The organism is Clostridium sp. NkU-1 (assembly GCA_001312405.1).
Window position 1 is genome coordinate 440,067 of the sequence record BBDR01000002.1, and the last position, 23,386, is coordinate 463,452.

Sequence of the window (23,386 nt, forward strand, 5' to 3'; positions counted from 1 at the left end):
TAAGGATATGTATTCAAAGAAAAAATAAAAATATATTATTGGGAAATACATTGAAAAACAATGATCTGGAAGGAGAGAAGATGGGGATTCTTTGGGGAGTGCCCATTATGGCAAGTGATGCGGTTTCTTCGGTGGCGTACGCAATTGAAGAAATGCTGCTGGTTCTGGCTCCCGTCCTGGGATTGTCGGCAGTTCATTACCTTGGGTATATTACTTTGCCGATCATACTGCTGTTTTTGGTTTTGGCATTTTCTTATTCCCAGATTATTGCAAATTACCCTAATGGAGGAGGCGCATATATCGTATCGGCTGAAAACATTGGCAGAGGCGCATCTATGGTAGCTGCCTCTGCCCTGATCATTGATTACGTGATGACAGTAGCGGTCAGCCTTTCTGCAGCAACGGCAGCCCTTATTTCCGCTTTTCCGGAATTTGCAGATTACCGCTTGTTGTTTGCCCTGCTTTTTTTATGCGTAATTACACTCCTTAATTTAAGGGGAATGAGGGAGTCTTCCAAGCTTTTCGGAGCTCCGACTTATGCATTCATCATTATCATGCTGGTGCTCATTGTAACTGGTTTTGTAAAGCTTATAACAGGGAATTTACCGCCGGTCCATTATTCTGAAAATCTTCAGCCTGTTGCAGGCGGAGCCGGGACTATTTCCCTGTTCCTTCTCCTTAGGGCTTTTTCTTCCGGATGTTCGGCCCTTACGGGAGTGGAGGCAGTGAGCAATGCGGTTCCAAGCTTTCGCGAGCCGTCACAGCGTAACGCCAAGCGTGTGCTCTTTATTCTGGTAGGGATCATTATTTCCATACTGGGAGGTTCGGTGCTGCTGGTCACTTCTTTAAATATCATACCCTTAGAGGGAAAGACGGTGATTTCCCAGCTTGGCATGGCAGTGTTCGGACCAGGGCCAATGTTTTATATTTTACAGTTTGCAACCTCCCTTATTTTGTTATTAGCTGCAAATACTGCATATAACGGCCTGCCTACGCTGCTGGCGATATTGGCGGATGATGGATTTGTGCCCCGCCAGTTCATGCACCGCGGGACGAGGCTCAGCTTTTCCAATGGAATTATGTTCATCTTTTTTTGCAGTGGCATTTCTGCTGATTATATTTAAAGCAGAAACCCATTATCTGATCCCTTTTTATGCCATCGGAGTTTTTCTGTCATTTACCCTGTCCCAGGGCGGAATGCTGGTCAGATGGATCAGGGCGAAAGAAAAAGGCTATTGGTATAAAATGTGTATAAACGGCCTTGGTGCGATTATGACGGGTACGGGAACGATCATTGTATTTGTGACTAAATTTTCACAAGGCGCCTGGGCCCTGGCTATTCTCATACCGGTTATTGTTTTTATCATGCACCGTATTGAAACTCATTATCAGTTTGTCGGCAGGCAGTTGGCAGTCAACGACTTTATGTCCCATTATCACAAAAGCACCAGTCATGACACCAATCTTTGCATTGTGCTGACTGGAGGAATTAACCGGTCTGTGCTGAAAGCGCTGAATTATGCAAATTTAATCACTTCCAATGTGGTCGCTCTGCATATAGCCACGGATGAGAAGCAAGGTCAGCTGCTTCAGGAAAAATGGAAGGAAACAGGCATTGATGTACCTCTTGAAGTCATCATGTCGCCTTACCGGGAGCTTATTGAGCCGGTGGATGATTACATCAGCAAAAAAAGAATCCAACTTGCTTCCGGGAGAAATGATCACGGTCGTTATGTGCCGTTTTATTGAAGAAAGCTGGTTCGCCAATATTCTTCATAACCAGACCACTTATTTCATTATGCAGAGGATGAGAAAGCACAGAAATGTTTCTACGGTTCTGGTTCCATATATTTACAGTACGGCATTTCAGCCTGCGCCAAAGCAGATAGACGGAAAAACAGATAAAGGCAGGGCATGAATGACAGAGCGTGAATGACAGGCAATAAGGCTTTTTCTATGACTGGAGTGGCAGATACACTTCTATGTAATTGATGGGTGTATCTGCTTTCTTTTCCTGGTTTTCCTTTGTGGCAGCCTTGAAGGCGTAGCTTAGTAAATGGCCGCTGTAGGCAATTCCCATAGGAGAATATCCATTTTGCCTTGCCCAGTCTGCTGCGTCTAAAACGGCTTGTGTTTCTAATACAGTGCTGTCTGAGGCGACTACGGTGTAGACACAGCGTTCCTGCTTTAGTATGGGATAGCCGTTTAATTCCTGTTTCATTTTCATGATGGAGGCAGTGTGTTCTGCGATCATGAAGAATTCGTTTATCTGGTCCGCATGATTCTCTTTTATCTGGTATTCCTGGCAGATATAACATAAATCAGAGATGCCTGCCTGATTGATGAAACGGTTGTCCGGCATCTGATAATGGGGGGGCATGGGTCTTAAGTCATAACGGTTTAAGCATTTTTCTACGTTTTGGTAGTGTTTATGTAAATGGGTCAGATGGATGAGGGATTGACAGTGCTTTTCCACCTGCTGTTTTTCCTCGGCGATTTTTTCCTGGATCATGGAACAGTAGGAAGGAAAGGAGCTTTTATACAGGATACGGCCGATATCCTCGATGCTGAAGTTAAGCCTTCTGTAAAACATGATGCTTGAGAGTTTTTTGATATCTTCATATGTATAGGTTCGGTAGCCGTTTTTTTGTTTTTCCGGTTGTATGATTCCCTTTTTTTCATAAAAGCGCAGGGTATCACGCTTAAGCCTAAACGGTCGGAAACTTCTCCAATGCTGTATTTTTTCATTATGATTCCTCTTTTCAGTCCGCAGTGCAGCGAGTAAATCCTGTGGATTCACCTGCTCTGTTTCGCACTGCTCATTGCTTTCGTGGATAGTTTACCACAAAAACATGGGTTTTCGGCTTTACGGTTTTCTTTCTATGCTTACGAATTATTAACGGAAAGAAGCTTGAAATCGTAAAAAACTATGTTATGATAGTATCATAAAGAAAGCTTGTTCTTACTTAAGAGACTTGAGAAGGGGGTATTTTACATGGGAGAAGGCAAGAAGAAAATGGTCAAATGCCTGGTGTGCGGCGCTGTATTTGAGGAAGGAAATGAAGTGTGTCCGGTATGCGGCGTGGGTTCGGAAAATTTTATCCCTTATGAGGAGGAAGAAAGGAATTTCCATAAAAACACAGAGGAGTTATACTTAATACTTGGTAATGGTGCGGCCGGTGTCAGTGCGGCAGAGGCGATTCGGGAAAGAAATTCCACCTGTTCCATTGTTATGGTGACAAAAGAGGACTGCCTGCCTTATTCAAGGCCCATGCTGACAAAATCCGTCATGGGAAAGGATGAAAGGGATGAACTCCTTCTTCATGATCCGGCATGGTACGAAGAGAAACGTATCTTAAACCTTACGGGAAAACAGGCGGAGAAGATCGATACCAGGGAAAAGGAAGTCACCTTTGACGATGGGATCCGGCTTAAATATGACAAATGCATCTATGCATTGGGATCGGAGTGCTTCGTTCCTCCAATACCTGGAAATGAAAAAAATGAGGTAGTCGCCATACGCCGGCTTTCCGACATTGAGAAGCTTAATTCCCTCCTTTCGGAATCCAAACGGGCCGTGGTTATTGGCGGCGGAGTGCTGGGACTGGAGGCGGCCTGGGAACTGAAGAGGGCAGGCCTTTTTGTGACGGTATTGGAGCACGGCGACCGGCTTATGAAGCGCCAGCTCGATCAGGAGGCCGGTGAGTTTTTAAAGTCCATTATTCTGGAAAAGGGCATTGATGTGAAATTCCAGGCAGCCACTCAGGAAATAGAAGGCAAGGACAAGGTGACCGGTGTCCGCTTAGAGGATGGTACGGTCCTGCCGGCAGATCTGGTGGTCATATCCGCAGGAGTCCGGGCCAATGTATCTCTGGCAGAAGATGCCGGGGCCGAAACTGGCCGGGCGGTAATCGTTAATGAGCACATGGAAACCACTGTGCCCGGCATTTATGCGTGCGGTGACTGTGCGGAATATGAAGGGATCAATTATGCCATCTGGCCGCAGGCCGTGGAGATGGGAAAGGCAGCAGGAGCCAATGCCGCCGGAGAGAGGGTTTCCTATAAAACTGTGACAGCGGCCCTCACATTTAATGGCATGGATACTTCTCTGTTCGCAGTGGGAGACTCGGGAAAGGATCCTGGAAAAACCTATGAAGTGCGGCGGGAAGAGGATAGGGAGAAGAAGCTTTACAAGGCGTATTATTATGAGGAAGGCAAGCTGACAGGCGCAATACTCATTGGCGATACGTCGGATATGGGAAGAATCCTGGAAGAGATTGAATAAAAGGTCAATAAAGAGGTGCAAAGGTCTTTTGAAGGACGTTTGCACCTCTTTGTTTTATTCCACTGAGATATGGTATTTTTCCAGCCAGTAGTTGATCTGAAGGATATAGCAAGCATCTGGGGACCAGCCATGAGCTGACCGTACCAGGGCTTTCCGTAATCCGAAGGACTGGTCAGGAGTCTTTCCAGCTTCTTCCCATCAATAAACTCCATGACAGGAGCGGGACCGCCGGCTATCATTTCTTCTACCCGTTTGATCAAAAGGGCCTCATAATTGGTATCATAGGTTTTGGGATAGGGAGATTTCCTGCGGAACAGGATCTCATCAGGCAGAAGTCCCCTTCCAGCCTGGCGAAGGAGATTTTTAACGATTCCATCCCTTGTTTTCATATCCCAGGGGACATTCCACACGTATTCGATGATCCGGTGGTCTGCAAAGGGAACCCTGGCTTCAAGGCCGGAATACATGCTGCCGCGGTCCATCCGGTTTAATAAGGTCTGCATAAACCAGCGGAGATTCAGATAGGAAATCTCTCTCCTTCTGGCTTCTGTGGGATTATCAGAGAAAAGAACAGGCGTTTCTGCCACAGATTTTTCATAGGCCTCCATAACATACTCATCCATTTTAAGATAATCCAGGAATTCATCCTTTAGGACGGCCTTGCGGGGCCCTAAATCCATGGTCCAGGGGAAGGTCTGGGCTTTAAAGCATTCTTCCTTATGAAACCAGGGGTATCCTCCAAATATTTCATCTGCACACTCCCCGGTCAGAGCAACCTTATTAAACTTTTTGACCATGGAGCAGAAATGGAGCAGGGAGGAGTCAATATCCCCCATGGCCGGCAGGTCATGAGCAAGAACAGAGTCATAAAGCCGGTCCGCCTGGGTCACGTTGTCGCATTCCAGATAATGGTGGTCGGAGTCTAAAAATTTTACCATCTGGTCCACAAAGGGCCGGTCCTGTGAGGGCTGGAAGGTGCTGGCTTTAAAGAATTTATCATTGTTGACAAAATCAAAGGAAAAGGTAGTGAGCTGTTTGCCCTGTTTTTTTAACTCTGCAGCACAGACCGCTGAGACCAGGCTGGAATCCAACCCTCCTGACAAAAAGGTGCAGATGGGAACGTCGGAAACCATCTGTCGGCGGATGGAATCCTGAACCAGGAATGAAGTCTTTTCAATGGTTTCCTCATAGCTGTCCTCGTGGGGCCTGCTTTCCAGCTTCCAGTAGCATTTCAAACGGAAGCCGTCCCTGGAGCAGAGAAGCATGTGGCCCGGGAGTATTTCATTGATTCCCTTAAAGACTCCGCAGCCGTAGGTGTGGGCCGGTCCCAGGGAGAAAACCTCGTTTAAGCCTTTCCGGTCTAAAACAGGACGGATGCCGGGATATGCAAAAATTCCTTTCAGTTCCGAAGCAAAGATGATTTCGCCATCCCTTACGGTGTAATAAAGAGGCTTTATGCCGGAACGGTCCCGGCAGAGGCATAACCGTTCCCGGAATGGGTCCATGATGGCAATGGCAAAAATGCCGTTTAACTGTTTTACAAAATCAGGCCCGTATTCCATATATCCGGTTAAAATCACTTCCGTGTCAGAGGTGGTGGAAAAGGAATGGCCCCGCTCCTTTAGGTCCCGCCGAAGCTCCTTTGTATTGTAAATTTCTCCATTGTACACAATCCCAAAGGTTTTGCCTGCCTCAGTTTTTGTTATGGGCTGGCGGCCGGTGGTCAAGTCGATAATGGATAAACGGGCGTGAGACATGCCTCCCTGCTTAAAGAGCCATATTCCTGAATCGTCAGGCCCCCGGTGTCTCTGGGTTTCTGACATCTGTTCCAGGATGCTCTCATAATAGGCTTTATCTTTCTGGTAATCGTGATCAGGATTGTAAAAACCAGCAATTCCGCACATGGAAATCCCTCCTTAAAGCTGGATCATCTATAAAAGGAAACAGGCAGCAATAAAAGTAGCAAGAAAACCGATCATGACCGGAGGAAGATTTTTTTCTGGCAAGCTCCAGGGGATTTACGTTGCAGATGGCTGCAACGGGTATGAGCCCCCAGGGGACAATGGTACCGCCGCCGACGAAAATTGCGGCAATCTGTCCAAGGGCAGCCAGAATAGGAACCGAAGCCCCTACTGCCGTACCAAAGGTGCGGGCCAGGGAGCCGGTAAGGGGAAGCCCGGAAAAACCTGAGCCGTCCAGGCCCGTTAATCCTCCGATCAGCAGCTGGAAAAAGGCGGCCATATATTTATTGAGGGGAACGTTTTGAGCCAGCCAGATGGCCCAGTCATTCATAATCCCACTTTGGAACTGATCTCCCATGATGGAAGAGATCCCTTCTCCTCCTAAAAAGAAAAAGGCCCCGATGATGATGACGGGAGCAAAAATCCGTATGGCAAAGAGAAAGCCTTCAGTAACGTAAGATGTCACCTTTTCCAGAGAATGCTTGCCAAAGCCTAAAACTGCTCCAAAGCACATGATCAGGACGGCTGTTCCTGAAACCATACTGGTGGCGTCTCCTCCCTTTAAGTCAAAAGCCAGCATAAGAAGGATGTCGGCCAGGAAAAGAAGAGGGGTCAGGATCGCCATTACAACCGCGGCAATCCCGGTATCATGGTGTTCTTCCGTATTCTGGATATGGACTTCCTGACAGCAGGCTGCGATTCCGTTCCTGTTTAACAAATATGCAGAAACAACTGTAACAATACCCATTATCAAAAACAAAGGCCGCCCCTTGGTCAGGATGTCAGAGGCTGAGATGGAAGCTGCGCCTGCGGAAATGGCCGGAGCGCCCTGGATAACAAAATCGTAACTTAAAGCAATGCCATGGCCGAATAAGTTCATGGCCATGGCAGCTGCCAGAGGATCCAGACCGGCCCTGACTGCAAAGGGCAGCATGATCGCCCCTACCAAAGCCACGGATGGGGAAGGCCAGAGAAAGAGGGAAAATAACAGCATGGTGCCCCCCAGAATCCACCAGGTAAGGGAAGGGGATTTCATGACCTTTGACATGGGAATCATCATGAGATAGTCACTTCCCAAGTCTTTTAAGCATTTGGACAGGGCTGTAATAAGGGCAATGGTGGCGATGATTTCCATAAACTCCCTGGAAGCATACAAGACGGCATTGAATACGGTCATGATGCCTCCGGCCAAGGACTTAAGCCTACAAGGCCAAGGAGGAAGAGAAAAAGGACACAGACCAGGGGCGTATCCTTCCGGAGAATCATGACAGTCAGGATTACAATGACGCCAATGAGATAAATATAGTGCAGAGGTGTGAGCACCAGATAAGGATCAAACATAGGAACCACTCCTGTGAGAAGAATATATTCTATACTATGATAAAAGAGAAAGGACAGTGTGATTTTTTTCTGGCAGAACTTGAAATTTTCCTGTCCGCCTTTTATACTGAAGTTTATAAAGGAGAGGCCTATGCAGATAACATCCGTACATATTAAAAATTTTAAATCCATACAGGATATGGAAATTCAGAATGTGGAAAATGCCCTGATACTGGTGGGGAAGAACAATACGGGAAAAACAGGTGTCTTAGATGCCATACGGGCAGCTGCAGGTGCCTATGAGGTTACGGAAGAGGATTTTAACGAAAAGAAGCAGAATATAGAGATCACCATGACCCTGGCAATTACACCGGAGGATCTGGCTTCCTTTCACAGGGGAGGGGTGGTGAGCCAGTATAAGCGGTTTGATGCATGGCTCCATGATTTTGAAACAAAGCTTCCTTCTTACCGGGATGGAAGTCTGACCTTCACTTATCAGATCAACTGGAACGGTGTTGTCAGGTTTAAGGATGGATACCGGAAGAATAACCGGTATATCAGGGATATCTTTCCCAGGCTTTACTACATTGACTCGGAACGGGATTTAAACCAGTTTCAGAATGATTTGCTGCTTTTCCAGGAGGATGACCAGCTGTCAAAGCTAAGGACCCACGTATGCATGTTTGACAGCGCCAGGGAATGCAACCAGTGCTTTAAATGCATCGGACTGATCAACCAGAAGAAGCCGGAGGAGCTGCAGATTTATGAGACGGCTAAGCTGCTGTTAGAAAAATACTATTCGGAAATCTATGATAAGGAGGGAAATTTATCAAGAATTTCCATCATCACAACCAATAGCTGTACCAATATAAAGACGTATGCCAATTTAAAGTACATGAACCAGGTGTATTTAAGGGATCAGTTCCTGATGATCCGGGATGGGGACGGAAAGAACCCTGAGGAGCTGGCAGGCCAGCTTTGCCGGTATTATGATGACCGCAGTCTGGAGGAGGTCGACAAGCTTCCAAAGGTCACCAGAAGAAATGTACTTATACTAAAGTACTATTCCTTTGAAAATTATTTCCTCAATCCCAAAATCATGGCAAAGCTTGGAGTGGTGGAAAATGAAGATGCATTCTACCGGGCTCTGTTTGACAAATGGAAGGAATACCTTTACCGGTTAAAGAGCGGAAAGCAGTTTGTGGAGATAGTGGGGAAGGATATGGAATCCCCGGAAGATTTAAAGGCCCATATGGAAGAATTTAAGATGTATATGCGGGGACATAACCTGTATGATATTTTTTTACGGGCCATATAAAAAGCAGGAAGGGGAGCTGCTGAAACAATACATTGATCTGGCTCCCCGGGAAGATTTCAGCGATATTTTAGATGCCATTGATAAGTTCGTTTACTTTGAAAGCAGGAAGGCATAGGTATGAGCTTATATTTCAGGATCAATTTCCCAGTCCCTGAAATAGTATTTCATATCCCGCTCACCGATTTCCCTAATGACTCTGCATGGGCTTCCGTAGGCCACTACATTGGCCGGGATATCCCTGGTCACAACGCTTCCGGCTCCGATTACACTGTTTTCGCCGATCCGGACCCCTGGAAGGATGATGGTCCCGGCTCCGACCCACACATTATCCTCAATGGTAACGGGCACGTTAAACTGAATCTGCCTTTTACGGATATCGGGGCGTATGGGATGAGCGGCTGTGTCCACCACCACGTTAGGTCCGAACATGACGTGATTTCCTATGTAGATATCGGCGTCATCCACCAGGGTTAAATTAAAGTTTACATAAACGCCATTGCCCATATGAACATGCCTTCCCCAGTTGGCGTGGAGCGGGGGTTCTATGTAGCAGTTTTTTCCGATCTCAGCAAAAAGTTTCTTTAAGATTTCCTGCCGTTTTTCGCCTTCGGACGGGCGGGTCTGATTGAAGTCATATAGGATCTCCAGACAACTGGTCTGCTCCGCGATCAGGGCATCATCATCACAGTCATAAAGCTTTCCGCTTCTCATTTTTTTCTTTTAAATCCATGAAAACCTCCTTAGTAACGGGGCTGTCGGGCAGACAGCCTCTTTTTTTCTTCATTATACCATGAAAGCAATGAGCCAAGCGCTGCAAAGCGGCATTTGGCGAATGCAACAGGATAATAGACGCTTGTGTCTATTATACCTTGTCTTTCTTTAAATGTCCATGTGATCAAATGTGCTGTGGTAGGCTACTGTGTAGCTGGTTCTTGGTGTGTAATGTGCCGTAAGTCCGCAGTGCTCATTGCAAAAGTGCAAGAAAGTGCTATTACTTGGACAAATAAGCGCACGCTTTTTTCAGGCATGTATATTATAATCAGAATAAGAGATCTTTCGAGGAGGTATCAGGATGAATTATCTGATTGGAATTGATGTGGGGACATCGGCAACAAAGACCGTCCTGTTTGATGAAAAAGGCGGTGTGATTGCTTCCGCTTCCAGGGAATATCCCCTTTATCAGCCTAAGAACGGCTGGGCGGAGCAGAAGCCGGAAGACTGGAGAGAGGCAGTTCTTGATACCCTTTCCCAGGTCATGACGAAGTCAGGGGTTTTAAAAGAGGATGTGAAAGGAATCGGTATCTCAGGTCAGATGCACGGACTTGTGATGCTTGATGAAAAGAAGGAGGTGATACGTCCCTCTATTATCTGGTGTGACCAGAGGACCGCAGCCGAAGTGGAAGACATGCTTACGCTTATGCCAAAAGAGTGCTGGATCGAAATCACTGCCAATCCGCCTCTTACCGGCTGGACGGCGGCCAAGATTTTATGGGTAAGGAAGAATGAGCCGGAGAATTACGGAAGGTGCAGGCACATCCTCCTTCCTAAGGATTATATCCGTTACGTATTAACCGGAGTTTTTGCCACTGAGGTCTCCGATGCCAGCGGAATGCAGCTTCTGGATGTGCCCGGCAGGTGCTGGTCTCAGGAGGTTTTAAATAAGCTGGATATTGATCCAAAGCTTTTAGGGGAAGTGTTTGAATCCTCTGAGGTGACGGGAACCCTGCTTCCTGAGATCGCTGAAAGAACCGGACTTGACCAGGAAACAAAGGTCGTGGGAGGCGCTGGAGACAATGCGGCTGCTGCAGTCGGAACAGGGGTCGTGAAGGATGGAACGGCCTTTACAACCATAGGAACCTCTGGGGTTGTGTTTGCTCACAGCAGCCAGGTTACCATTGACCCGAAAGGAAGAGTCCACACCTGCTGCTGTGCGGTTCCGGGAGCATGGCATGTCATGGGAGTGACCCAGGGGGCCGGGCTGTCCTTAAAATGGTTTAAGGATAATTTCTGTCAGGATTATGTGGAAGAAGCAAACAGACAGGGAATCGATGTTTACGATCTCATCAACCGGGATGTGAACCAGGTGGAGGCAGGAAGCGATAAGCTTATTTATCTTCCGTATCTGATGGGGGAAAGGACTCCTCATCTGGACCCGGACTGCCGGGGCGTATTTTTTTGGACTTTCCGCCATACATACGAGAAAGCACATGCTGAGGGCCGTAATGGAAGGGGTTTCTTATTCTCTCAGCGACTGCAATGATATTCTTAATGAAATGGGAATCAGGGTAGGAGAGATGATGGCATGCGGCGGCGGCGGAAAGAGCCAGGTATGGCGCCAGATGCTGGCGGATATGTATGACTGCCATGTAAAGACCGTGGCCCAGACAGAAGGACCGGCCCTGGGAGCTGCCATTTTAGCCGGAGTGGGGTGCGGAATCTTTAAGAGCGTGGAAGCTGCCTGTGACGCCCTGATCTCAGAGGATAAGTCTACAGGACCAGAGGAAAAACAGGCCGGCCTCTATAAGAAATACCATCAGTTATATAAGGAACTGTATGAGGATTTAAAGGGCAGCTATAAGAAGCTTGCAGCTTTGTAAATAACCACAAAGGAAAAACAGGAGGGTGAAGATATGCGTTTTTTTATTGATACGGCAAATGTAGAAGAAATAAGAATGGCCAATGAGATGGGAATTATCTGCGGCGTTACTACAAATCCTTCCCTGATTGCAAAGGAAGGGCGTGATTTTAAGCAGGTGATCGGGGAAATCGCCTCTATTGTTGACGGACCCATCAGCGGAGAGGTGAAGGCCACCACCACTGATGCAGAAGGCATGATAAGGGAAGGGCGGGAGATCGCTGCGATCCATCCGAATATGGTGGTGAAGATCCCTATGACGGTGGAAGGCTTAAAGGCAGTGAAGGTGCTGACTGAAGAGAACATCCCAACTAACGTTACCCTGGTGTTTTCCTCTGCCCAGGCGCTTTTGGCAGCAAGAGCGGGAGCTGCCTATGTTTCCCCATTTTTAGGACGTCTGGACGACATCTCCATGCCTGGGATCAATCTCATTGAAGACATTATGGAGATATTTCAGATACACAGGATCGAAACGGAGATTATTGCAGCCAGCGTGCGCAATCCCATTCATGTGATCGACTGTGCAAGAGCAGGGGCAGATATTGCAACGGTACCGTATAAGGTGCTGGTTCAGATGACACAGCACCCGCTTACAGACCAGGGAATTGAAAAGTTCAAAAAGGACTATCTGGCTGTGTTCGGAGAATGAAAAAGGAGAGGTAAAACCATGGGATTATCAATAAAACCAGTGACAGATCCTGCCTTTCGTATGTATGGGAAAGTGGTTACAGGATATGATGCAGGGGAACTGTTGGAAAAAAATGAAGGAGACGCCCCTTCCGGAGGATGTGGTTTATGTCCCTTCCGCAGCGGAATTAGAGGAGCTGGCAGTTTCCAGGGAAATGGAAAAGAAGCTGTACGGCCAGCTGCCCATCCAGGTAGGCTACTGCAACGGCCACAATAAGAAGCTGAACGCAGTGGAATACCACAGAAATTCAGAGATCAATATTGCTGTGACGGATCTGGTCCTGATTTTAGGAAGGCAGCAGGACATTGCCCCGGATTATACATACGATTCGAGTAAGATGGAAGCATTCCTCATTCCGGCAGGGACCGTAATTGAGGTTTATGCCACGACTCTTCATTACGCACCCTGCCATGTGGAGGAAGGCGGCTTCCAATGTGTGGTCATCCTGCCGAAGGATACCAATACGGAGCTGGAGCCTGCAGGGGAAGCAGCGAATGAGGAAGACAGACTATTATTTTCCAGGAATAAATGGCTTATTGGACATAAAGAGGGCGGACTTCCGGAACAGGCTTATATTGGCATATCAGGAGAAAATCTGTCTATTTGACAAATGCTTAACAATAAAATCAACAGGCATATTATGCCATGAAAAATGCCTGAACATTAACAGGAGGAGTCATAGAATGAATAATATCCCAGAATTAAAGGTAGGAATTGTAGCGGTAAGCAGGGACTGTTTCCCGGAATCCTTATCAGTGAACAGAAGAAAAGCACTGGTGGAGGCATATAGCGCAAAGTATGATGCCGGAAATATTTACGAATGTCCTGTCTGTATCGTGGAAAGTGAAATCCATATGGTTCAGGCTTTGGAGGATGTGAAGAAAGCTGGCTGCGATGCACTGGTAGTCTATTTAGGAAACTTCGGACCTGAGATCTCAGAAACCCTTCTTGCAAAGCATTTTGACGGCCCGGTCATGTTTATTGCAGCAGCAGAGGAAAGCGGAGATAACTTAACCCAGGGACGCGGGGATGCGTATTGCGGAATGTTAAATGCAAGCTATAATTTAAAGCTTAGAAATATTAAAGCATACATACCGGAATATCCGGTGGGAACAGCTGAGGAATGTGCCGACATGATCGAGGAATTCCTTCCCATTGCCAGAACCCTGGTAGGACTTTCCCAGTTAAAAATCATAAGCTTCGGCCCCCGCCCCTTAAACTTCCTGGCCTGCAATGCCCCGATCAAACAGCTGTATAACCTGGGCGTGGAGATTGAAGAAAACTCGGAACTGGATTTATTTGAGGCCTTTAATAAGCATGCAAACGATCCAAGGATTACTGATGTGGTAAAGGATATGGAAAAGGAGCTGGGAGAAGGAAACCAGAAGCCGGAAATTCTTCCAAAGCTTGCCCAGTATGAACTCACCCTTTTGGATTGGGTGGAGGCCCACAAGGGATACCGGAAATATGTAGCCATTGCAGGAAAATGCTGGCCTGCATTCCAGACCCAGTTTGGCTGTGTTCCCTGTTATGTAAACAGCCGTCTGACAGGAATGGGCATCCCGGTTTCCTGTGAAGTGGATATTTACGGAGCTCTCAGCGAATTCATCGGAACCTGCATAAGCATGGACGCCGTAACCCTGCTTGACATTAATAACACGGTTCCTGCTGATATGTATGATGGAGATATTAAGGGGAAGTATGATTATACCCACCAGGATACCTTTATGGGCTTCCATTGTGGAAATACATGCTCCAGAAAGCTTTCTTCCTGCTCTATGAAATACCAGATGATCATGGCAAGAGCGCTCCCAGAGGAGGTTACTCAGGGAACACTTGAGGGCGATATTGCTCCTGGTGATATTACATTCTTCCGCCTTCAGAGCACTGCAGACAATTTGCTCCGTGCATACGTTGCCCAGGGAGAGGTGCTTCCCGTAGCCACCCGTTCCTTTGGTTCCATCGGAGTTTTCGCCATTCCGGAAATGGGCAGGTTTTACCGCCATGTGCTGATCGAAAAGAACTTCCCTCATCATGGAGCAGTTGCTTTCGGACATTACGGAAAGGCCATATTTGAAGTGTTTAAGTACCTTGGGGTAGAAGAGATTGGATTTAACCAGCCAAAGGGGATGCTTTATAAAACAGAAAATCCATTTGGTTAAAAAGCGCTTTGAGACTTAGCTGACGCCCAATAAGGATGTATCAAGAAGCATTCAGATTGGGAAGTCGGCAAGCGGAATGTGACAACAAAAGGCGGACTATCGGCGTAAAGCTGATAGTCCGCCTTTTAAGCTGAGAGGAGCAGGGCGAAGCCATGACACGTGCAACAGGTTTTCCAAAGAGATAACCTAAATACTTATACGATTTGCCTGCTCTTTTTGCCATATATCACAACGGTTACAATTGAAACAAGAACCATCACAGCGTTTGCGACAATTGTTCCCTCCCAAGTCATAGTCATGGTGCCAAAGATGGGGGATGCCGCATTGAACATGGTGTGGAATAATACGCACATAAACACACCGCCTTTTCCTGATATTTTGTAGATTGCCCCATTGAAAAACCGAAACGCCATGAGTTGAACTGCAAACATCCAAAAGTTAATGAGTCCCTCTCCGTGATTCGTCCCCGGAATGAAGAAGAGAGGAATATGCCATAAAATCCAAATGCTTCCAACAAATACAGAAGACAAAACAAAGCCATATTTTTTGTCAAGCTCAGGCTGCAATATGTACATCCAGCCAGATTCCTCCAAGCCACCGATAATAAGATTACCAGGCAGGGAAAGGAAGAACGTATAAAATGGAAGCACCATTTCCGTGCGGCCTGAAACTGCAATATGTATCAAAAAATACAGTGCAAGCCCTGCAGCAACGAACAAATAGAGAGAGATGTTATTTTTGGCGTAAAAAAACAGTTTTCAACCATTCCTTAAAATCTGCTATTTTGTTATTTTTCTTCAGAACGATATAGGAAGCAATAGCGGGCGACAAAATATAGATTGCAAAAGGAATATTCATTGCGAATTGCTGTAACGAGTAAGCCCAATTGTGAACTGAATATCCGAATTGCCCAAGGGCAATCAAAGCTCCTGACACAAGATAGGCTATGGAAAATGTCAGCCCCGTAAATTGTACTATGATTTTTTTGTCTGTCATGATTTCTTCACCTCACATTTTGAAGTATACATTAAATTTTAACATCTTTAACTTTTATCACCTAATGTTTGCTTTCTGCCATCTTAAAGTTATTACCCGCAAATCCTTTCGCTTCTCCCGTATCGTCAAGGCCGCATTCATAGCTGTAATGCGCCTTTCCACGGTTCGGTTTTCTTTCTGCCCCATTATACCATATCTTTCCACTAGCGTGGAAATTTTTCACTTTCAGCTCGTTTTCCAACCTTGTGGATATACGGGAGGGGCGGGTATAGCAGGTGGAAATCCATTACAACTGTGTTGGTGTAATTGAAATGCCGGGCATAAAAGAAACAAACAGCAAAACGCATAGCCAAAACTGACTATGCCGTATGCTGTACAAATACTTTTTTATTGAGGGAGTGCCTTACGGGAATCCTTCCTTCTTTTTCGTGTTTTTAACCGAATCAAGTAAGTCCCCCGCTTCAAATGTGAAAATCATTAAGTGGTGGTGGGACTTGCTTGTGTCAGGTGGAGTGTCATCATCTTGCCGCTTCGCGACAAGAAGCAAGAGCTTCGCCTGACAAGCAGCGGCAGCTGCTATTTGGTTATGCCCGGTGGAGCGGGGCATGCTGTGAGCAAGTAGGGTCGCGAATTGCGAATATCCGCTTGATTTAGATAATTCCCTTCATAACCAGGACAGCCAGAATACAGGTTATTAAGATGATCCCTGCAGCAAGGGTCATGCCAAGATTGAACGTCCGCTTTTTTGGTGCATCCGTTGAAACCGGGATCATGAGATTGGATTTTCTCAACGTGTTGACTAACGGCTTATAGATAAGAAGAGTCAGGGCCGTGTTGATTCCTCCCTTTAAAATGTTAAAGGGGACGAATGCAGGGAGTAGAAGCTTTACCACGGCATCCCTTGGATATCCCATATAAATTGGGGTGATAAGGTAGTTCCACAAAACCATGACCAGAGTCATGAGTAAGGTACCTGCCACCATGCCAAGGAATGCACCTGAAAGGGAATGGCGTTTCTTATAGAGGTAAGCTGCCGGACAGACAAATGCAACCGTAGAAAGAACGTTCATGATCAGTCCGATGATTCCGGTGCTGCTGATGGTGAACATCTCCACAAAAGACACGATGACGGAGATCAGTGCTGCTGACATTGGCCCGAATAAGAAACCGCCGGTAAGGATAATAACATCCTTTGGCTCATACTCCAGGAAAGGCAGCATGGGGATCAGAGGAATCCGGATCGCCACAACGGCTACAAAGGCCAGTGCACAAAGCATGGCCATGAGGGTGAGTTTACTTGTTTGCTTTGTCATATTCATGGTAAAGCCTCCTGAAAAATAAGTAACACCTGAAAGTATGCCTTTCAGGTGTTAAAAATAGACAGGTGTATTATCACTATTTAACACATCTTCTTTCATCCAGACTATACTGTCGGTATTGGAATTACACCAATTCTGCACAATTTGCGCTCGCGGACTTTACCGCCGGTCGGGAATTTCACCCTGCCCTGAAGACAACTATATTCAAATGTTCTTGAATTATTATAACATTTTAAAAAATAAATGCAATATGTTGTTGCAATTTTTTTAATTCTTTGCTATAATATCGGACATGGGGGTATAGCTCAGCTGGGAGAGCGCTTGAATGGCATTCAAGAGGTCATGGGTTCGAATCCCACTATCTCCACTTAAATAATAAGCCACAGGCATGAATGCTTGTGGCTTAAATTATAACTTATAGGGACGGGACACTTGGTAAATCAAGGAAAGCGTTAAATAAAATTGTTTAATGCGAGAGACATTGATTTTTCCATTATAAAAGGATACAAATGTTGTGTTTATAAATTTGTTTTTGTTTGGCCCATATAATCAGCACATTTAAAAATTCAGTATATGAGAAAAAAAACTTTTGGACACTGAATAAGCGTGTATGGGAATATATAGGGGGTATAGTCTCTTTGCTTCAGGAAAAGTCCATACTTGCAAATATAACCAAGAGCCGGCCCAATCACGGCTCCGATACTCATTGCCGCACCCAACTGCCCTATATTCTTGCTCCGCTCTTCATTTGAAACAGAATCTCCTACATATGCCATTGCCGCTGCTGCTGCTGCGGACGAAAGAATTCCAGACAGCCCCCGGGCGATAAAAAGTGTTTCGATTGAAGATGCTAAACCAAATAGAAATAAACTGACTGCGTATCCCAGCATACCGATGCTTAAAACCGGCTTTCTGCCGATTCGATCTGATAAAGCGCCCCAGAATGGGGCGCAGATTGTCTGCATCAATGCATAAATGGCTGTCAGCCATCCCAGCTCCTTACCACCGGCACCAAAACTTTCCATATAGTAAGGCATGACTGGCAGAACCAAGCTATAGCCAAGCGATACAACAAAGTTTACCAAATAAAGAATGAGGATGGATTTATTTTTCATGAATCATCACCGTTCCTGTTTTACCATCTACGGTAATGATTTGTCCGGTCTGAATCTTTCTGGTTGCACAATGAGTAGCCATAACCGCCGGTATGCCATATTCCCGGGCGACAATACTGGAATGGCTTAGTGGACCTCCAATATCGGTTACAACAGCACTAGCCGAAGCAAATAACGGCGTCCACGCAGGAGTGGTAGTTACGGCAATTAAAATATCTCCAGTACTGAATTTCTCAAAATCGGCCGGACCGTACAGAACGCAGGCTGGAGCCGTCACTGTCCCGAAACTGGTGCCGATTCCGTAAAGAACCGTATTGCCATCAATCATTTCTGGTTTTTCCGGATTACTGTGAGCATTTTTCTTTTTCCTTTCCGGGATCTCTGGCGGAGAAGTATAGCTCTGGTTCTTTTTCCATTCTTCCCGGCGTCCGGGAATTGCTCCGGTCAGATCTTGAAGTGTTTCCCTCCGGTCCAGCCGTTTAATCAGATCTGACAATTCCGTCTCGTTGAGCCAGTATATTTCATCAGGCTGTGATAGCGCTCCTTTTTTTAATAAGCCGCTGTGCAACCTCTTTCAGCATTCTGCGAATCACCGGGTGCCCCATTCCCATTGAGAAAATGACGTCCTCTCTCATAGGGGCGGTTGCCTGTGCCCAACTCAGCAGTTTTAAGAACAGTTTTCTTCTGGGGCCGTTAATCTGCTTTGAAATTGTTTTTGCAGCCTCAATTCGCCGGTTTTTAGCCTTGGCCTGACGCGTTAACGGACTTTCTCCATGGCCGGTTGCGAAGGATTTAATTGATTCGAAGGTCGGGGTGAGCACTTCCTGAGGGGTAGGATTGGCAAAATCAAATTCATAGGCGGTACGGCCATAATTTACAAAATGCAGCTGGATCTGTTTTTTCCATTCTGTCCACAATTCATCTGAGATCATTGAAGGCGGGAGAGTGGATGAGAACTGCCTGCTAATATCAGCAGCCAAAGTAATTCTAAGATAGTTGCTCAAATCCGGGTATTGGGAGGCCCACCTGCCAATTTTATATAACGATTTCTCTGACTGCAAAGCAATTGTGTCCATTCCCAGTAAAAGTACTGAGATATCCGGTACGCCAGCTTTGGAGGCTGTACCTTTAAATAATTTTGTTAACATTGTTTCACTTGTAAGTGCTGCAGGTAAACAGAGCTGAATTTTTGTAAAGTAGGTACAGGCCGCTCCGAATACTATTCGGACCCCATTGAGCAGTTGTTCTGCGCTCATTGATTCCATTGATTTGCTTTCCCATTCCGTAACAACCGCAGCAAATTCCTTTTGTGCTCTATTAGATCTTTCCACACTCTTTTGATAGGTGCGGTGTATGGATTTTGGGGAAAAAGATTTTGTAATCAGAAGAAGTGGCTTAAATTTGCAGGACATATAGGTATATCCATTAATCGTGACGTATGCGCCGTGTTCGGGCCACAACTTTTGAGCGCCATTTTCGAACATATGGTTCCATAGAATAAGTGTCGCCTGATTAATCAGATCCATTCCCAGAGTTGCAAATAAAGGAGTAACGGGACTGGGGAGATGTTCTGCTAAACTGCCCTTGGTATAGATCACTCCTTTTTCGAGAGGTTTCCATTCGGGAGGCAGAACTGTGATCGGACGGGCCTGAACGATATACATCTGATTCTTTTCCAAAGCCCATTCCACATCCATTGGCATCTGATAGTATTGTTCGATTGTTTTTCCAAGTTTTGTCAATACCTCGACTTGCGTATTCGTGAGAGCCGGTTTCTGACGCATCGGATCAGCAACTGGTACCTCCTTTGTCCCTTTTGCGGTACGGATTGTCATAAGTTGTTTGTCGGCAGTCTCATATGAGGTGATTTTCTCTGAAGTTTTAGAAATAACAATGGTATCCGGAGTGACCAGGCTGGATACTACCGCTTCACCCAGTCCCCAGGCTGCATTAATGAGCATCTCATCCCGATCTCCGTTTACTGGATTAACAGTAAATAAAACTCCTGCAGCATCTGAAAAAAATCAGTTTTTGAACGGTGACGGCAAGTGCTACTGTTGCCTGATCAATATGGTTGATCAAACGATAGGAGATCGCACGGGCCGTCCATAAAGAGGCCCAGCAACGCTTAACGGCAGTAAGAACTTCACTTTCGCCTTGAATATTTAAATAAGTTTCCTGCTGTCCGGCAAAGGAAGCACCGGGTAAATCTTCGGCAGTAGCTGATGATCGAACGGCAACCGGTACATTGCCCAACTTTTGATAGGCGGCGGTAATTTCCTTTTTTTAGTTCGTCAGTCATTTCACCTTTTGTAAATATATTGCTGATCTGCAGTGAGGCTGCTTCCAGCTTTACCGTATTACCCGGGTCAAGTCCATCTAATGCGTCGATAATCTGTGGCTGGATTTCATTGGTATTAACAAAAAGCCGGTACGCCTCAGTAGTAACATGAAAACCATCCGGAATCGGTAATCCGGCTGCCAGCATTTTCGACAGGGACATACCCTTGCCACCTACGGTTTCAAGTGTTGCCTGGTGATGCTTCATTGATAAAATATAAGTCATATCAGATACCTCCTTTTAAAGAGTGATTCCGTGTAAAAAGATATTGACTGTTTCATTGAGCATTTCTTCCATGCTATGAGATGAACGGGATGTATATGTAATAGAAAGCATTGAATTAATCAGCAGCCGTGATGCCAGTTCCGCATCCGTCACCCGAAATAATCTATCCTTAATTCCTTGTTCAATCACCGACTGTACAATATTCTGATAAGTATGTCGTACTTTTTTAATCCGCTCCTGATAATCCTCATCCAGAAAATAAGCTTTTGTCGCCAGCCACATAAATAAAATGTTATTTTCTTTTGAATAAGCAAGATTAATCTTCATAATTTCCTTTAGGGATTGCTCCGGGGGAAGATTCGCATTGATAATCTTTTGTACCGTTGTGATTGCATTATTAACTTGAACTTCAATCGCATATACGACAATTTCATCTTTTGATTGAAAAAAAATCATAAAGACTTGATTTCCCTAACCCTGCCAGATCGGCAATTTCTCTCATTGATGTTTTTTCGATTCCCTTAACCTGAAAGAGCTTCAGCGCTACTTTCATGATGTCAAGGCGGCGTTCCGTCTGTTGTTCTGATGTTAGTATAAATCCCTTTGGCATAAATAGCACCTCCAGTAGCGACTAGCATTCGCTTCTCGGTTTAATTATAAGTGACCGTCGGTCGGTTGTCAATAGAGGTATATTCTGAAATTAGCTTCGGTGTGAGGATTTTAGATATTGTGGATAACTCGTTTTTTTACGCAGACTACCCCCTTCTATGCCATTTTCCGTTTTTTTCGGTTTATGATACAATCTGCAGAGGTGCTTTTTTTCCCCTTTTTCTATTTTCGCCTTTGTCATCCCCATATAAACAAGGAATGTCACAGTCAGGAATATCTTCATTTTCTTCAGTCCACGGATTGTGTGGTTCTCAAACTTGTAGTCCCTGTCCAGACGGCTTCTCTGATTATACAGCCGTTTCCATTTATGGCTCTGCTCGATACCGGCGTGAATTACAACGAGTTGAAATTTCAAAAGGGTTTCAAATAAAAATTGTGTATTCGAAGCAGCTATAGGAACTGCTTGATATACTTGGATAGAAGACATTATTTTATGTAGTAAACTATCTACAGATGAATTATATATCCTACATATAAAAACTTGTTTTTGGGGGTGTACACCGACATATGCTGTTAGAATATAAATAGTACAAACCAAAATCAGAAGTTCCAAATAGATTATTATATATTAAAATATAAGTATGTTTAAGGAGGAACTTTTCATTGGCTAATCATCATGACAAACAATTTAAACTGGATGCCATTCACTACCAAGACCATAAAGACCTGGGGTACGTGGAGGTGCAGAAAATCTTGGTATTGGTTATAGTACAGGTTTTGAGAATGCCCAAGGCTATAAGGATGCCCTTCAGGATGCCTGGAGAGAAGGGGGAACCCGTTATCTTCAGGAGGAAATTAAGTCTGCCGAGGTTTTCGAAATACTGAAACAGGTTGTGGATCTAAGTAAAAAAACCCTGATTTATGTAGCTGCCCCAGGGCTGTTTCAGGTAGTATATCAGGCTGTCCGCAATTATCCGGATTATATGTCACTGTTTCCTGGAACATTAGGACTTATCGGTTTTGATGACCAGGGCTGGACTAGGATGACGACCCCCACAGTCTCGGCTATTATCACTCCCGCTTATGAGGTGGGGGTAAGAGCAATGGAAGAGCTTATAGATTTGTTGGAAGGCAGGCGGGTAGAAGGCGAGGTTATATTTAAGAATATCGTGAAGTGGAGAGAAACGACCTTGTAAAACGATCTGGTTAGCAGTTGTTTGTTTACTTGGAGGAAACACCCAGGTCTTAAAGGATGTCAGTGTTTTTCTTGACAACTGTATGCGCTGGCTGTACAGGACTATCCTATCAGACAAATTGGTCTGAGGATGAGCGGAATGAGTTGCATATCAAATATAGAGGCGCTATCTTAATAAAAGAGATAGCGCCTTAGATTGCTCTGAAAATAGATTTAAAACAGTGCAGATTAACAAGTTGCGCCGCCTGCTAAGTGAAGCTTAGCATCTAAGATTTCCTGCTTGCGGTCTAGTAAATCATTTGCGTATAACTTAGTTTGAACATTTTCAAAACCAATACGAGAAATCGTATCGGATAAACGTTCTCCGGTTTGCCCTTGTTCTCTATAGAGAAGAATTGTTTTTTTTCAATGATTGCTAAAGCTTCCTCTTTGCTGGTGAATACACGATCAAGAGAAATTCCGCGTGCTACTTTTTTTACCCCATCTGCCACCTATGTAAATCTTGTATCCGTTTATGCCGTCTTCGATGCAATCAAAATGACATTTACCGACGCAACGGCCACAGTTATTACAGACATCTTTATCAATCGTAGGAACACCATCTACTAACGTTGCAGCAGCCATAGGACAGGATTCTACAACAGAACATTTTTTTACAAGCATTACAATTATCTTCATCATAGTTAGGAATTAATTGACCGATAATGCCTAAGTCGTTTAAGTCTGGCTTTACACAGTTATTAGGGCAGCCACCCACAGCAATTTTAAATTTATGAGGTAATTTTACGTTTGCGTAGCCATTATAGAAACGTTCGTGAATTTCTTCTGAAAGTTCAAATGTGTCAATAAGGCCATATTGGCAAGTGGTTCCTTTGCAGGATACAACCGGACGTACTTTTGAACCGGTACCGCCGGTAACAAGTCCTTCCTTTGCAATATATTCACGAAATTTCTCGATGTTATCGTAATGGACGCCTTGGCATTCAAGTGTTAATCTTGTTGTCATAGTAACGATACCGTTACCATAAATTTCTGATGCTTCAGATAAGCATTTGTTCTGAGCTGCAGTAATCTTACCATTTACAGTAATAATTCTTGCTGAAAAGTTATCAGTTCCCTTGTTTCTAAGAAACCCAAGGGCCTTTACTCTTTTTTCATCTTCTGCAGTTACTTTTAATTGTGTCATGTTTTTCCCTCCATAAAATTAGTTGACTTCT

24 protein-coding genes, 1 tRNA gene, 4 pseudogenes and 1 riboswitch are annotated in these 23,386 nt (G+C 45.1%); of the genes and pseudogenes, 13 read left to right on the top strand and 16 right to left on the bottom strand.

Features of this window, described 5'->3' with window-relative positions:
* Positions 1-50 precede the first annotated feature (50 nt).
* Genes JCM10519_RS26525 through JCM10519_RS26535 form a run of 3 tightly spaced genes read left to right on the top strand, consistent with a single transcriptional unit; the run spans position 51 to position 1,918 of the window.
* Positions 51-1,124: an APC family permease gene (locus tag JCM10519_RS26525; RefSeq protein WP_347843148.1), complete on the top strand. Its 1,074-nt coding sequence runs from the start codon at positions 51-53 to the stop codon at positions 1,122-1,124.
* A complete protein-coding gene (locus tag JCM10519_RS26530) occupies positions 1,072-1,749 on the top strand; it encodes a hypothetical protein (protein ID WP_347843149.1) in 678 nt (225 codons plus the stop codon). Before JCM10519_RS26525 ends, JCM10519_RS26530 begins: the two co-directional genes overlap by 53 nt.
* Complete coding sequence (locus JCM10519_RS26535) at positions 1,718-1,918, top strand: hypothetical protein (RefSeq protein WP_347843150.1); 201 nt, start codon at positions 1,718-1,720, stop codon at positions 1,916-1,918. The genes JCM10519_RS26530 and JCM10519_RS26535 overlap by 32 nt, the downstream gene beginning before the upstream one ends.
* Before the next feature lie 36 nt (positions 1,919-1,954).
* Here JCM10519_RS26535 and JCM10519_RS04895 read toward each other — a convergent pair whose 3' ends face one another.
* Positions 1,955-2,800: a MerR family transcriptional regulator gene (locus JCM10519_RS04895; protein ID WP_347843151.1), complete on the bottom strand. Its 846-nt coding sequence runs from the start codon at positions 2,798-2,800 to the stop codon at positions 1,955-1,957.
* 195 nt (positions 2,801-2,995) lie between these two features.
* Between JCM10519_RS04895 and JCM10519_RS04900 the strand changes: the two genes are divergently transcribed.
* A complete protein-coding gene (locus JCM10519_RS04900; RefSeq protein WP_054738132.1) occupies positions 2,996-4,285 on the top strand; it encodes an FAD-dependent oxidoreductase in 1,290 nt (429 codons plus the stop codon).
* Positions 4,286-4,339: 54 nt separating this feature from the next.
* Here JCM10519_RS04900 and asnB read toward each other — a convergent pair.
* From asnB to JCM10519_RS26540, 3 genes and pseudogenes are all read right to left on the bottom strand, one after another.
* A pseudogene (asnB, locus tag JCM10519_RS04905) lies at positions 4,340-6,189 on the bottom strand (asparagine synthase (glutamine-hydrolyzing)).
* Positions 6,158-7,423 (bottom strand): citrate transporter, encoded by a 1,266-nt coding sequence (locus tag JCM10519_RS04910; protein ID WP_347843152.1) that lies wholly within the window; start codon positions 7,421-7,423, stop codon positions 6,158-6,160. Before JCM10519_RS04910 ends, asnB begins: the two are co-directional and overlap by 32 nt.
* Entirely contained in the window at positions 7,420-7,587 is a 168-nt protein-coding gene (locus tag JCM10519_RS26540) for a hypothetical protein (protein ID WP_347843153.1), read from the bottom strand. The genes JCM10519_RS04910 and JCM10519_RS26540 overlap by 4 nt, the downstream gene beginning before the upstream one ends.
* Positions 7,588-7,717: 130 nt before the next feature.
* Here JCM10519_RS26540 and JCM10519_RS04915 point away from each other — a divergent pair, with 130 nt between their 5' ends.
* Both JCM10519_RS04915 and JCM10519_RS26545 read left to right on the top strand, forming a co-directional pair.
* Complete coding sequence (locus tag JCM10519_RS04915; protein WP_347843154.1) at positions 7,718-8,884, top strand: AAA family ATPase; 1,167 nt, start codon at positions 7,718-7,720, stop codon at positions 8,882-8,884.
* The gene (locus JCM10519_RS26545) at positions 8,859-8,999 is read left to right on the top strand and encodes a hypothetical protein (RefSeq protein WP_347843155.1); all 141 of its coding nucleotides are present in this window, start codon (positions 8,859-8,861) and stop codon (positions 8,997-8,999) included. Before JCM10519_RS04915 ends, JCM10519_RS26545 begins: the two co-directional genes overlap by 26 nt.
* Positions 9,000-9,007: 8 nt before the next feature.
* Here the strand turns inward: JCM10519_RS26545 and JCM10519_RS04920 are convergent, their stop codons facing one another.
* Positions 9,008-9,595, bottom strand: coding sequence for a maltose acetyltransferase domain-containing protein (locus JCM10519_RS04920; protein WP_054738133.1), 588 nt, complete (start codon positions 9,593-9,595; stop codon positions 9,008-9,010).
* A 361-nt stretch (positions 9,596-9,956) separates the two neighbouring features.
* Here JCM10519_RS04920 and xylB point away from each other — a divergent pair.
* From xylB to JCM10519_RS04940, 4 genes and pseudogenes are all read left to right on the top strand, one after another.
* Positions 9,957-11,481 (top strand): annotated as a pseudogene (xylB, locus tag JCM10519_RS04925) (xylulokinase).
* 33 nt (positions 11,482-11,514) lie between these two features.
* Positions 11,515-12,168, top strand: coding sequence for a fructose-6-phosphate aldolase (fsa, locus tag JCM10519_RS04930; RefSeq protein ID WP_054738134.1), 654 nt, complete (start codon positions 11,515-11,517; stop codon positions 12,166-12,168).
* A gap of 18 nt (positions 12,169-12,186) precedes the next feature.
* Positions 12,187-12,814: pseudogene (locus JCM10519_RS04935) on the top strand (DUF4867 family protein).
* 76 nt (positions 12,815-12,890) lie between these two features.
* Positions 12,891-14,369: a fucose isomerase gene (locus JCM10519_RS04940; protein ID WP_054738135.1), complete on the top strand. Its 1,479-nt coding sequence runs from the start codon at positions 12,891-12,893 to the stop codon at positions 14,367-14,369.
* 194 nt (positions 14,370-14,563) lie between these two features.
* Here the strand turns inward: JCM10519_RS04940 and JCM10519_RS04945 are convergent.
* The 3 genes and pseudogenes from JCM10519_RS04945 to JCM10519_RS04955 form a co-directional block, all read right to left on the bottom strand.
* A pseudogene (locus JCM10519_RS04945) lies at positions 14,564-15,365 on the bottom strand (CPBP family intramembrane glutamic endopeptidase).
* A 61-nt stretch (positions 15,366-15,426) separates the two neighbouring features.
* Positions 15,427-15,588 (bottom strand): hypothetical protein, encoded by a 162-nt coding sequence (locus JCM10519_RS26550; RefSeq protein ID WP_347843156.1) that lies wholly within the window; start codon positions 15,586-15,588, stop codon positions 15,427-15,429.
* Positions 15,589-16,015: 427 nt separating this feature from the next.
* Positions 16,016-16,684, bottom strand: a complete 669-nt coding sequence (locus JCM10519_RS04955) for an ECF transporter S component (protein WP_347843157.1) — start codon at positions 16,682-16,684, stop codon at positions 16,016-16,018.
* Positions 16,685-16,767: 83 nt separating this feature from the next.
* Positions 16,768-16,884, bottom strand: a riboswitch (FMN riboswitch).
* A gap of 94 nt (positions 16,885-16,978) precedes the next feature.
* Here JCM10519_RS04955 and JCM10519_RS04960 point away from each other — a divergent pair.
* Positions 16,979-17,051 (top strand) — tRNA-Ala (locus JCM10519_RS04960).
* 199 nt (positions 17,052-17,250) lie between these two features.
* Here the strand turns inward: JCM10519_RS04960 and JCM10519_RS04965 are convergent.
* Genes JCM10519_RS04965 through JCM10519_RS26575 form a run of 7 tightly spaced genes read right to left on the bottom strand, consistent with a single transcriptional unit; the run spans position 17,251 to position 20,975 of the window.
* The gene (locus JCM10519_RS04965) at positions 17,251-17,799 is read right to left on the bottom strand and encodes an MFS transporter (RefSeq protein ID WP_347843158.1); all 549 of its coding nucleotides are present in this window, start codon (positions 17,797-17,799) and stop codon (positions 17,251-17,253) included.
* The gene (locus JCM10519_RS26555) at positions 17,789-18,295 is read right to left on the bottom strand and encodes a PEP-utilizing enzyme (RefSeq protein WP_347843159.1); all 507 of its coding nucleotides are present in this window, start codon (positions 18,293-18,295) and stop codon (positions 17,789-17,791) included. Before JCM10519_RS26555 ends, JCM10519_RS04965 begins: the two co-directional genes overlap by 11 nt.
* A gap of 28 nt (positions 18,296-18,323) precedes the next feature.
* A complete protein-coding gene (locus JCM10519_RS26560) occupies positions 18,324-19,760 on the bottom strand; it encodes a PEP/pyruvate-binding domain-containing protein (RefSeq protein ID WP_347843160.1) in 1,437 nt (478 codons plus the stop codon).
* Positions 19,761-19,785: 25 nt separating this feature from the next.
* On the bottom strand, positions 19,786-20,055 hold the full coding sequence (locus JCM10519_RS26565) for a PEP/pyruvate-binding domain-containing protein (RefSeq protein ID WP_347843161.1): 270 nt from the start codon (positions 20,053-20,055) through the stop codon (positions 19,786-19,788).
* Positions 19,946-20,365, bottom strand: coding sequence for a PEP/pyruvate-binding domain-containing protein (locus JCM10519_RS26570; protein WP_347843162.1), 420 nt, complete (start codon positions 20,363-20,365; stop codon positions 19,946-19,948). The genes JCM10519_RS26565 and JCM10519_RS26570 overlap by 110 nt, the downstream gene beginning before the upstream one ends.
* A 15-nt stretch (positions 20,366-20,380) precedes the next feature.
* Positions 20,381-20,821 (bottom strand): hypothetical protein, encoded by a 441-nt coding sequence (locus JCM10519_RS04975; protein WP_347843163.1) that lies wholly within the window; start codon positions 20,819-20,821, stop codon positions 20,381-20,383.
* Positions 20,796-20,975 (bottom strand): helix-turn-helix domain-containing protein, encoded by a 180-nt coding sequence (locus JCM10519_RS26575; protein WP_347843164.1) that lies wholly within the window; start codon positions 20,973-20,975, stop codon positions 20,796-20,798. Before JCM10519_RS26575 ends, JCM10519_RS04975 begins: the two co-directional genes overlap by 26 nt.
* 662 nt (positions 20,976-21,637) lie before the next feature.
* Here JCM10519_RS26575 and JCM10519_RS26580 point away from each other — a divergent pair.
* Together JCM10519_RS26580 and JCM10519_RS04985 are read left to right on the top strand one after the other, a co-directional pair.
* Positions 21,638-21,859 carry a hypothetical protein gene (locus JCM10519_RS26580; RefSeq protein ID WP_347843165.1) on the top strand — a complete coding sequence of 74 codons (222 nt, stop codon included), beginning with the start codon at positions 21,638-21,640 and terminating at the stop codon, positions 21,857-21,859.
* 8 nt (positions 21,860-21,867) lie between these two features.
* Positions 21,868-22,170 carry a substrate-binding domain-containing protein gene (locus tag JCM10519_RS04985; RefSeq protein ID WP_347843166.1) on the top strand — a complete coding sequence of 101 codons (303 nt, stop codon included), beginning with the start codon at positions 21,868-21,870 and terminating at the stop codon, positions 22,168-22,170.
* Positions 22,171-22,752: 582 nt separating this feature from the next.
* Here the strand turns inward: JCM10519_RS04985 and JCM10519_RS26585 are convergent.
* Complete coding sequence (locus JCM10519_RS26585) at positions 22,753-23,355, bottom strand: hypothetical protein (RefSeq protein WP_347843167.1); 603 nt, start codon at positions 23,353-23,355, stop codon at positions 22,753-22,755.
* Positions 23,356-23,386 lie beyond the last annotated feature (31 nt).

Excerpts from the sequence above, each read along its gene's own strand:
- JCM10519_RS04910 (WP_347843152.1), bottom strand. The coding sequence starts at position 7,423 with ATGACCGTATTCAATGCCGTCTTGTATGCTTCCAGGGAGTTTATGGAA.
- JCM10519_RS04940 (WP_054738135.1), top strand. The coding sequence starts at position 12,891 with ATGAATAATATCCCAGAATTAAAGGTAGGAATTGTAGCGGTAAGCAGG.
- JCM10519_RS26530 (WP_347843149.1), top strand. The coding sequence starts at position 1,072 with ATGGAATTATGTTCATCTTTTTTTGCAGTGGCATTTCTGCTGATTATA.
- JCM10519_RS26575 (WP_347843164.1), bottom strand. The coding sequence starts at position 20,975 with ATGCCAAAGGGATTTATACTAACATCAGAACAACAGACGGAACGCCGC.
- JCM10519_RS04915 (WP_347843154.1), top strand. The coding sequence starts at position 7,718 with ATGCAGATAACATCCGTACATATTAAAAATTTTAAATCCATACAGGAT.
- fsa (WP_054738134.1), top strand. The coding sequence starts at position 11,515 with ATGCGTTTTTTTATTGATACGGCAAATGTAGAAGAAATAAGAATGGCC.
- JCM10519_RS04965 (WP_347843158.1), bottom strand. The coding sequence starts at position 17,799 with ATGAAAAATAAATCCATCCTCATTCTTTATTTGGTAAACTTTGTTGTA.
- JCM10519_RS04920 (WP_054738133.1), bottom strand. The coding sequence starts at position 9,595 with ATGAGAAGCGGAAAGCTTTATGACTGTGATGATGATGCCCTGATCGCG.
- JCM10519_RS26540 (WP_347843153.1), bottom strand. The coding sequence starts at position 7,587 with ATGTTTGATCCTTATCTGGTGCTCACACCTCTGCACTATATTTATCTC.
- JCM10519_RS26535 (WP_347843150.1), top strand. The coding sequence starts at position 1,718 with ATGATCACGGTCGTTATGTGCCGTTTTATTGAAGAAAGCTGGTTCGCC.
- JCM10519_RS26560 (WP_347843160.1), bottom strand. The coding sequence starts at position 19,760 with ATGCTCATTAATGCAGCCTGGGGACTGGGTGAAGCGGTAGTATCCAGC.
- JCM10519_RS04900 (WP_054738132.1), top strand. The coding sequence starts at position 2,996 with ATGGGAGAAGGCAAGAAGAAAATGGTCAAATGCCTGGTGTGCGGCGCT.
- JCM10519_RS26570 (WP_347843162.1), bottom strand. The coding sequence starts at position 20,365 with ATGACTTATATTTTATCAATGAAGCATCACCAGGCAACACTTGAAACC.
- JCM10519_RS04975 (WP_347843163.1), bottom strand. The coding sequence starts at position 20,821 with ATGATTTTTTTTCAATCAAAAGATGAAATTGTCGTATATGCGATTGAA.
- JCM10519_RS26545 (WP_347843155.1), top strand. The coding sequence starts at position 8,859 with ATGATATTTTTTTACGGGCCATATAAAAAGCAGGAAGGGGAGCTGCTG.
- JCM10519_RS26585 (WP_347843167.1), bottom strand. The coding sequence starts at position 23,355 with ATGACACAATTAAAAGTAACTGCAGAAGATGAAAAAAGAGTAAAGGCC.
- JCM10519_RS04955 (WP_347843157.1), bottom strand. The coding sequence starts at position 16,684 with ATGAATATGACAAAGCAAACAAGTAAACTCACCCTCATGGCCATGCTT.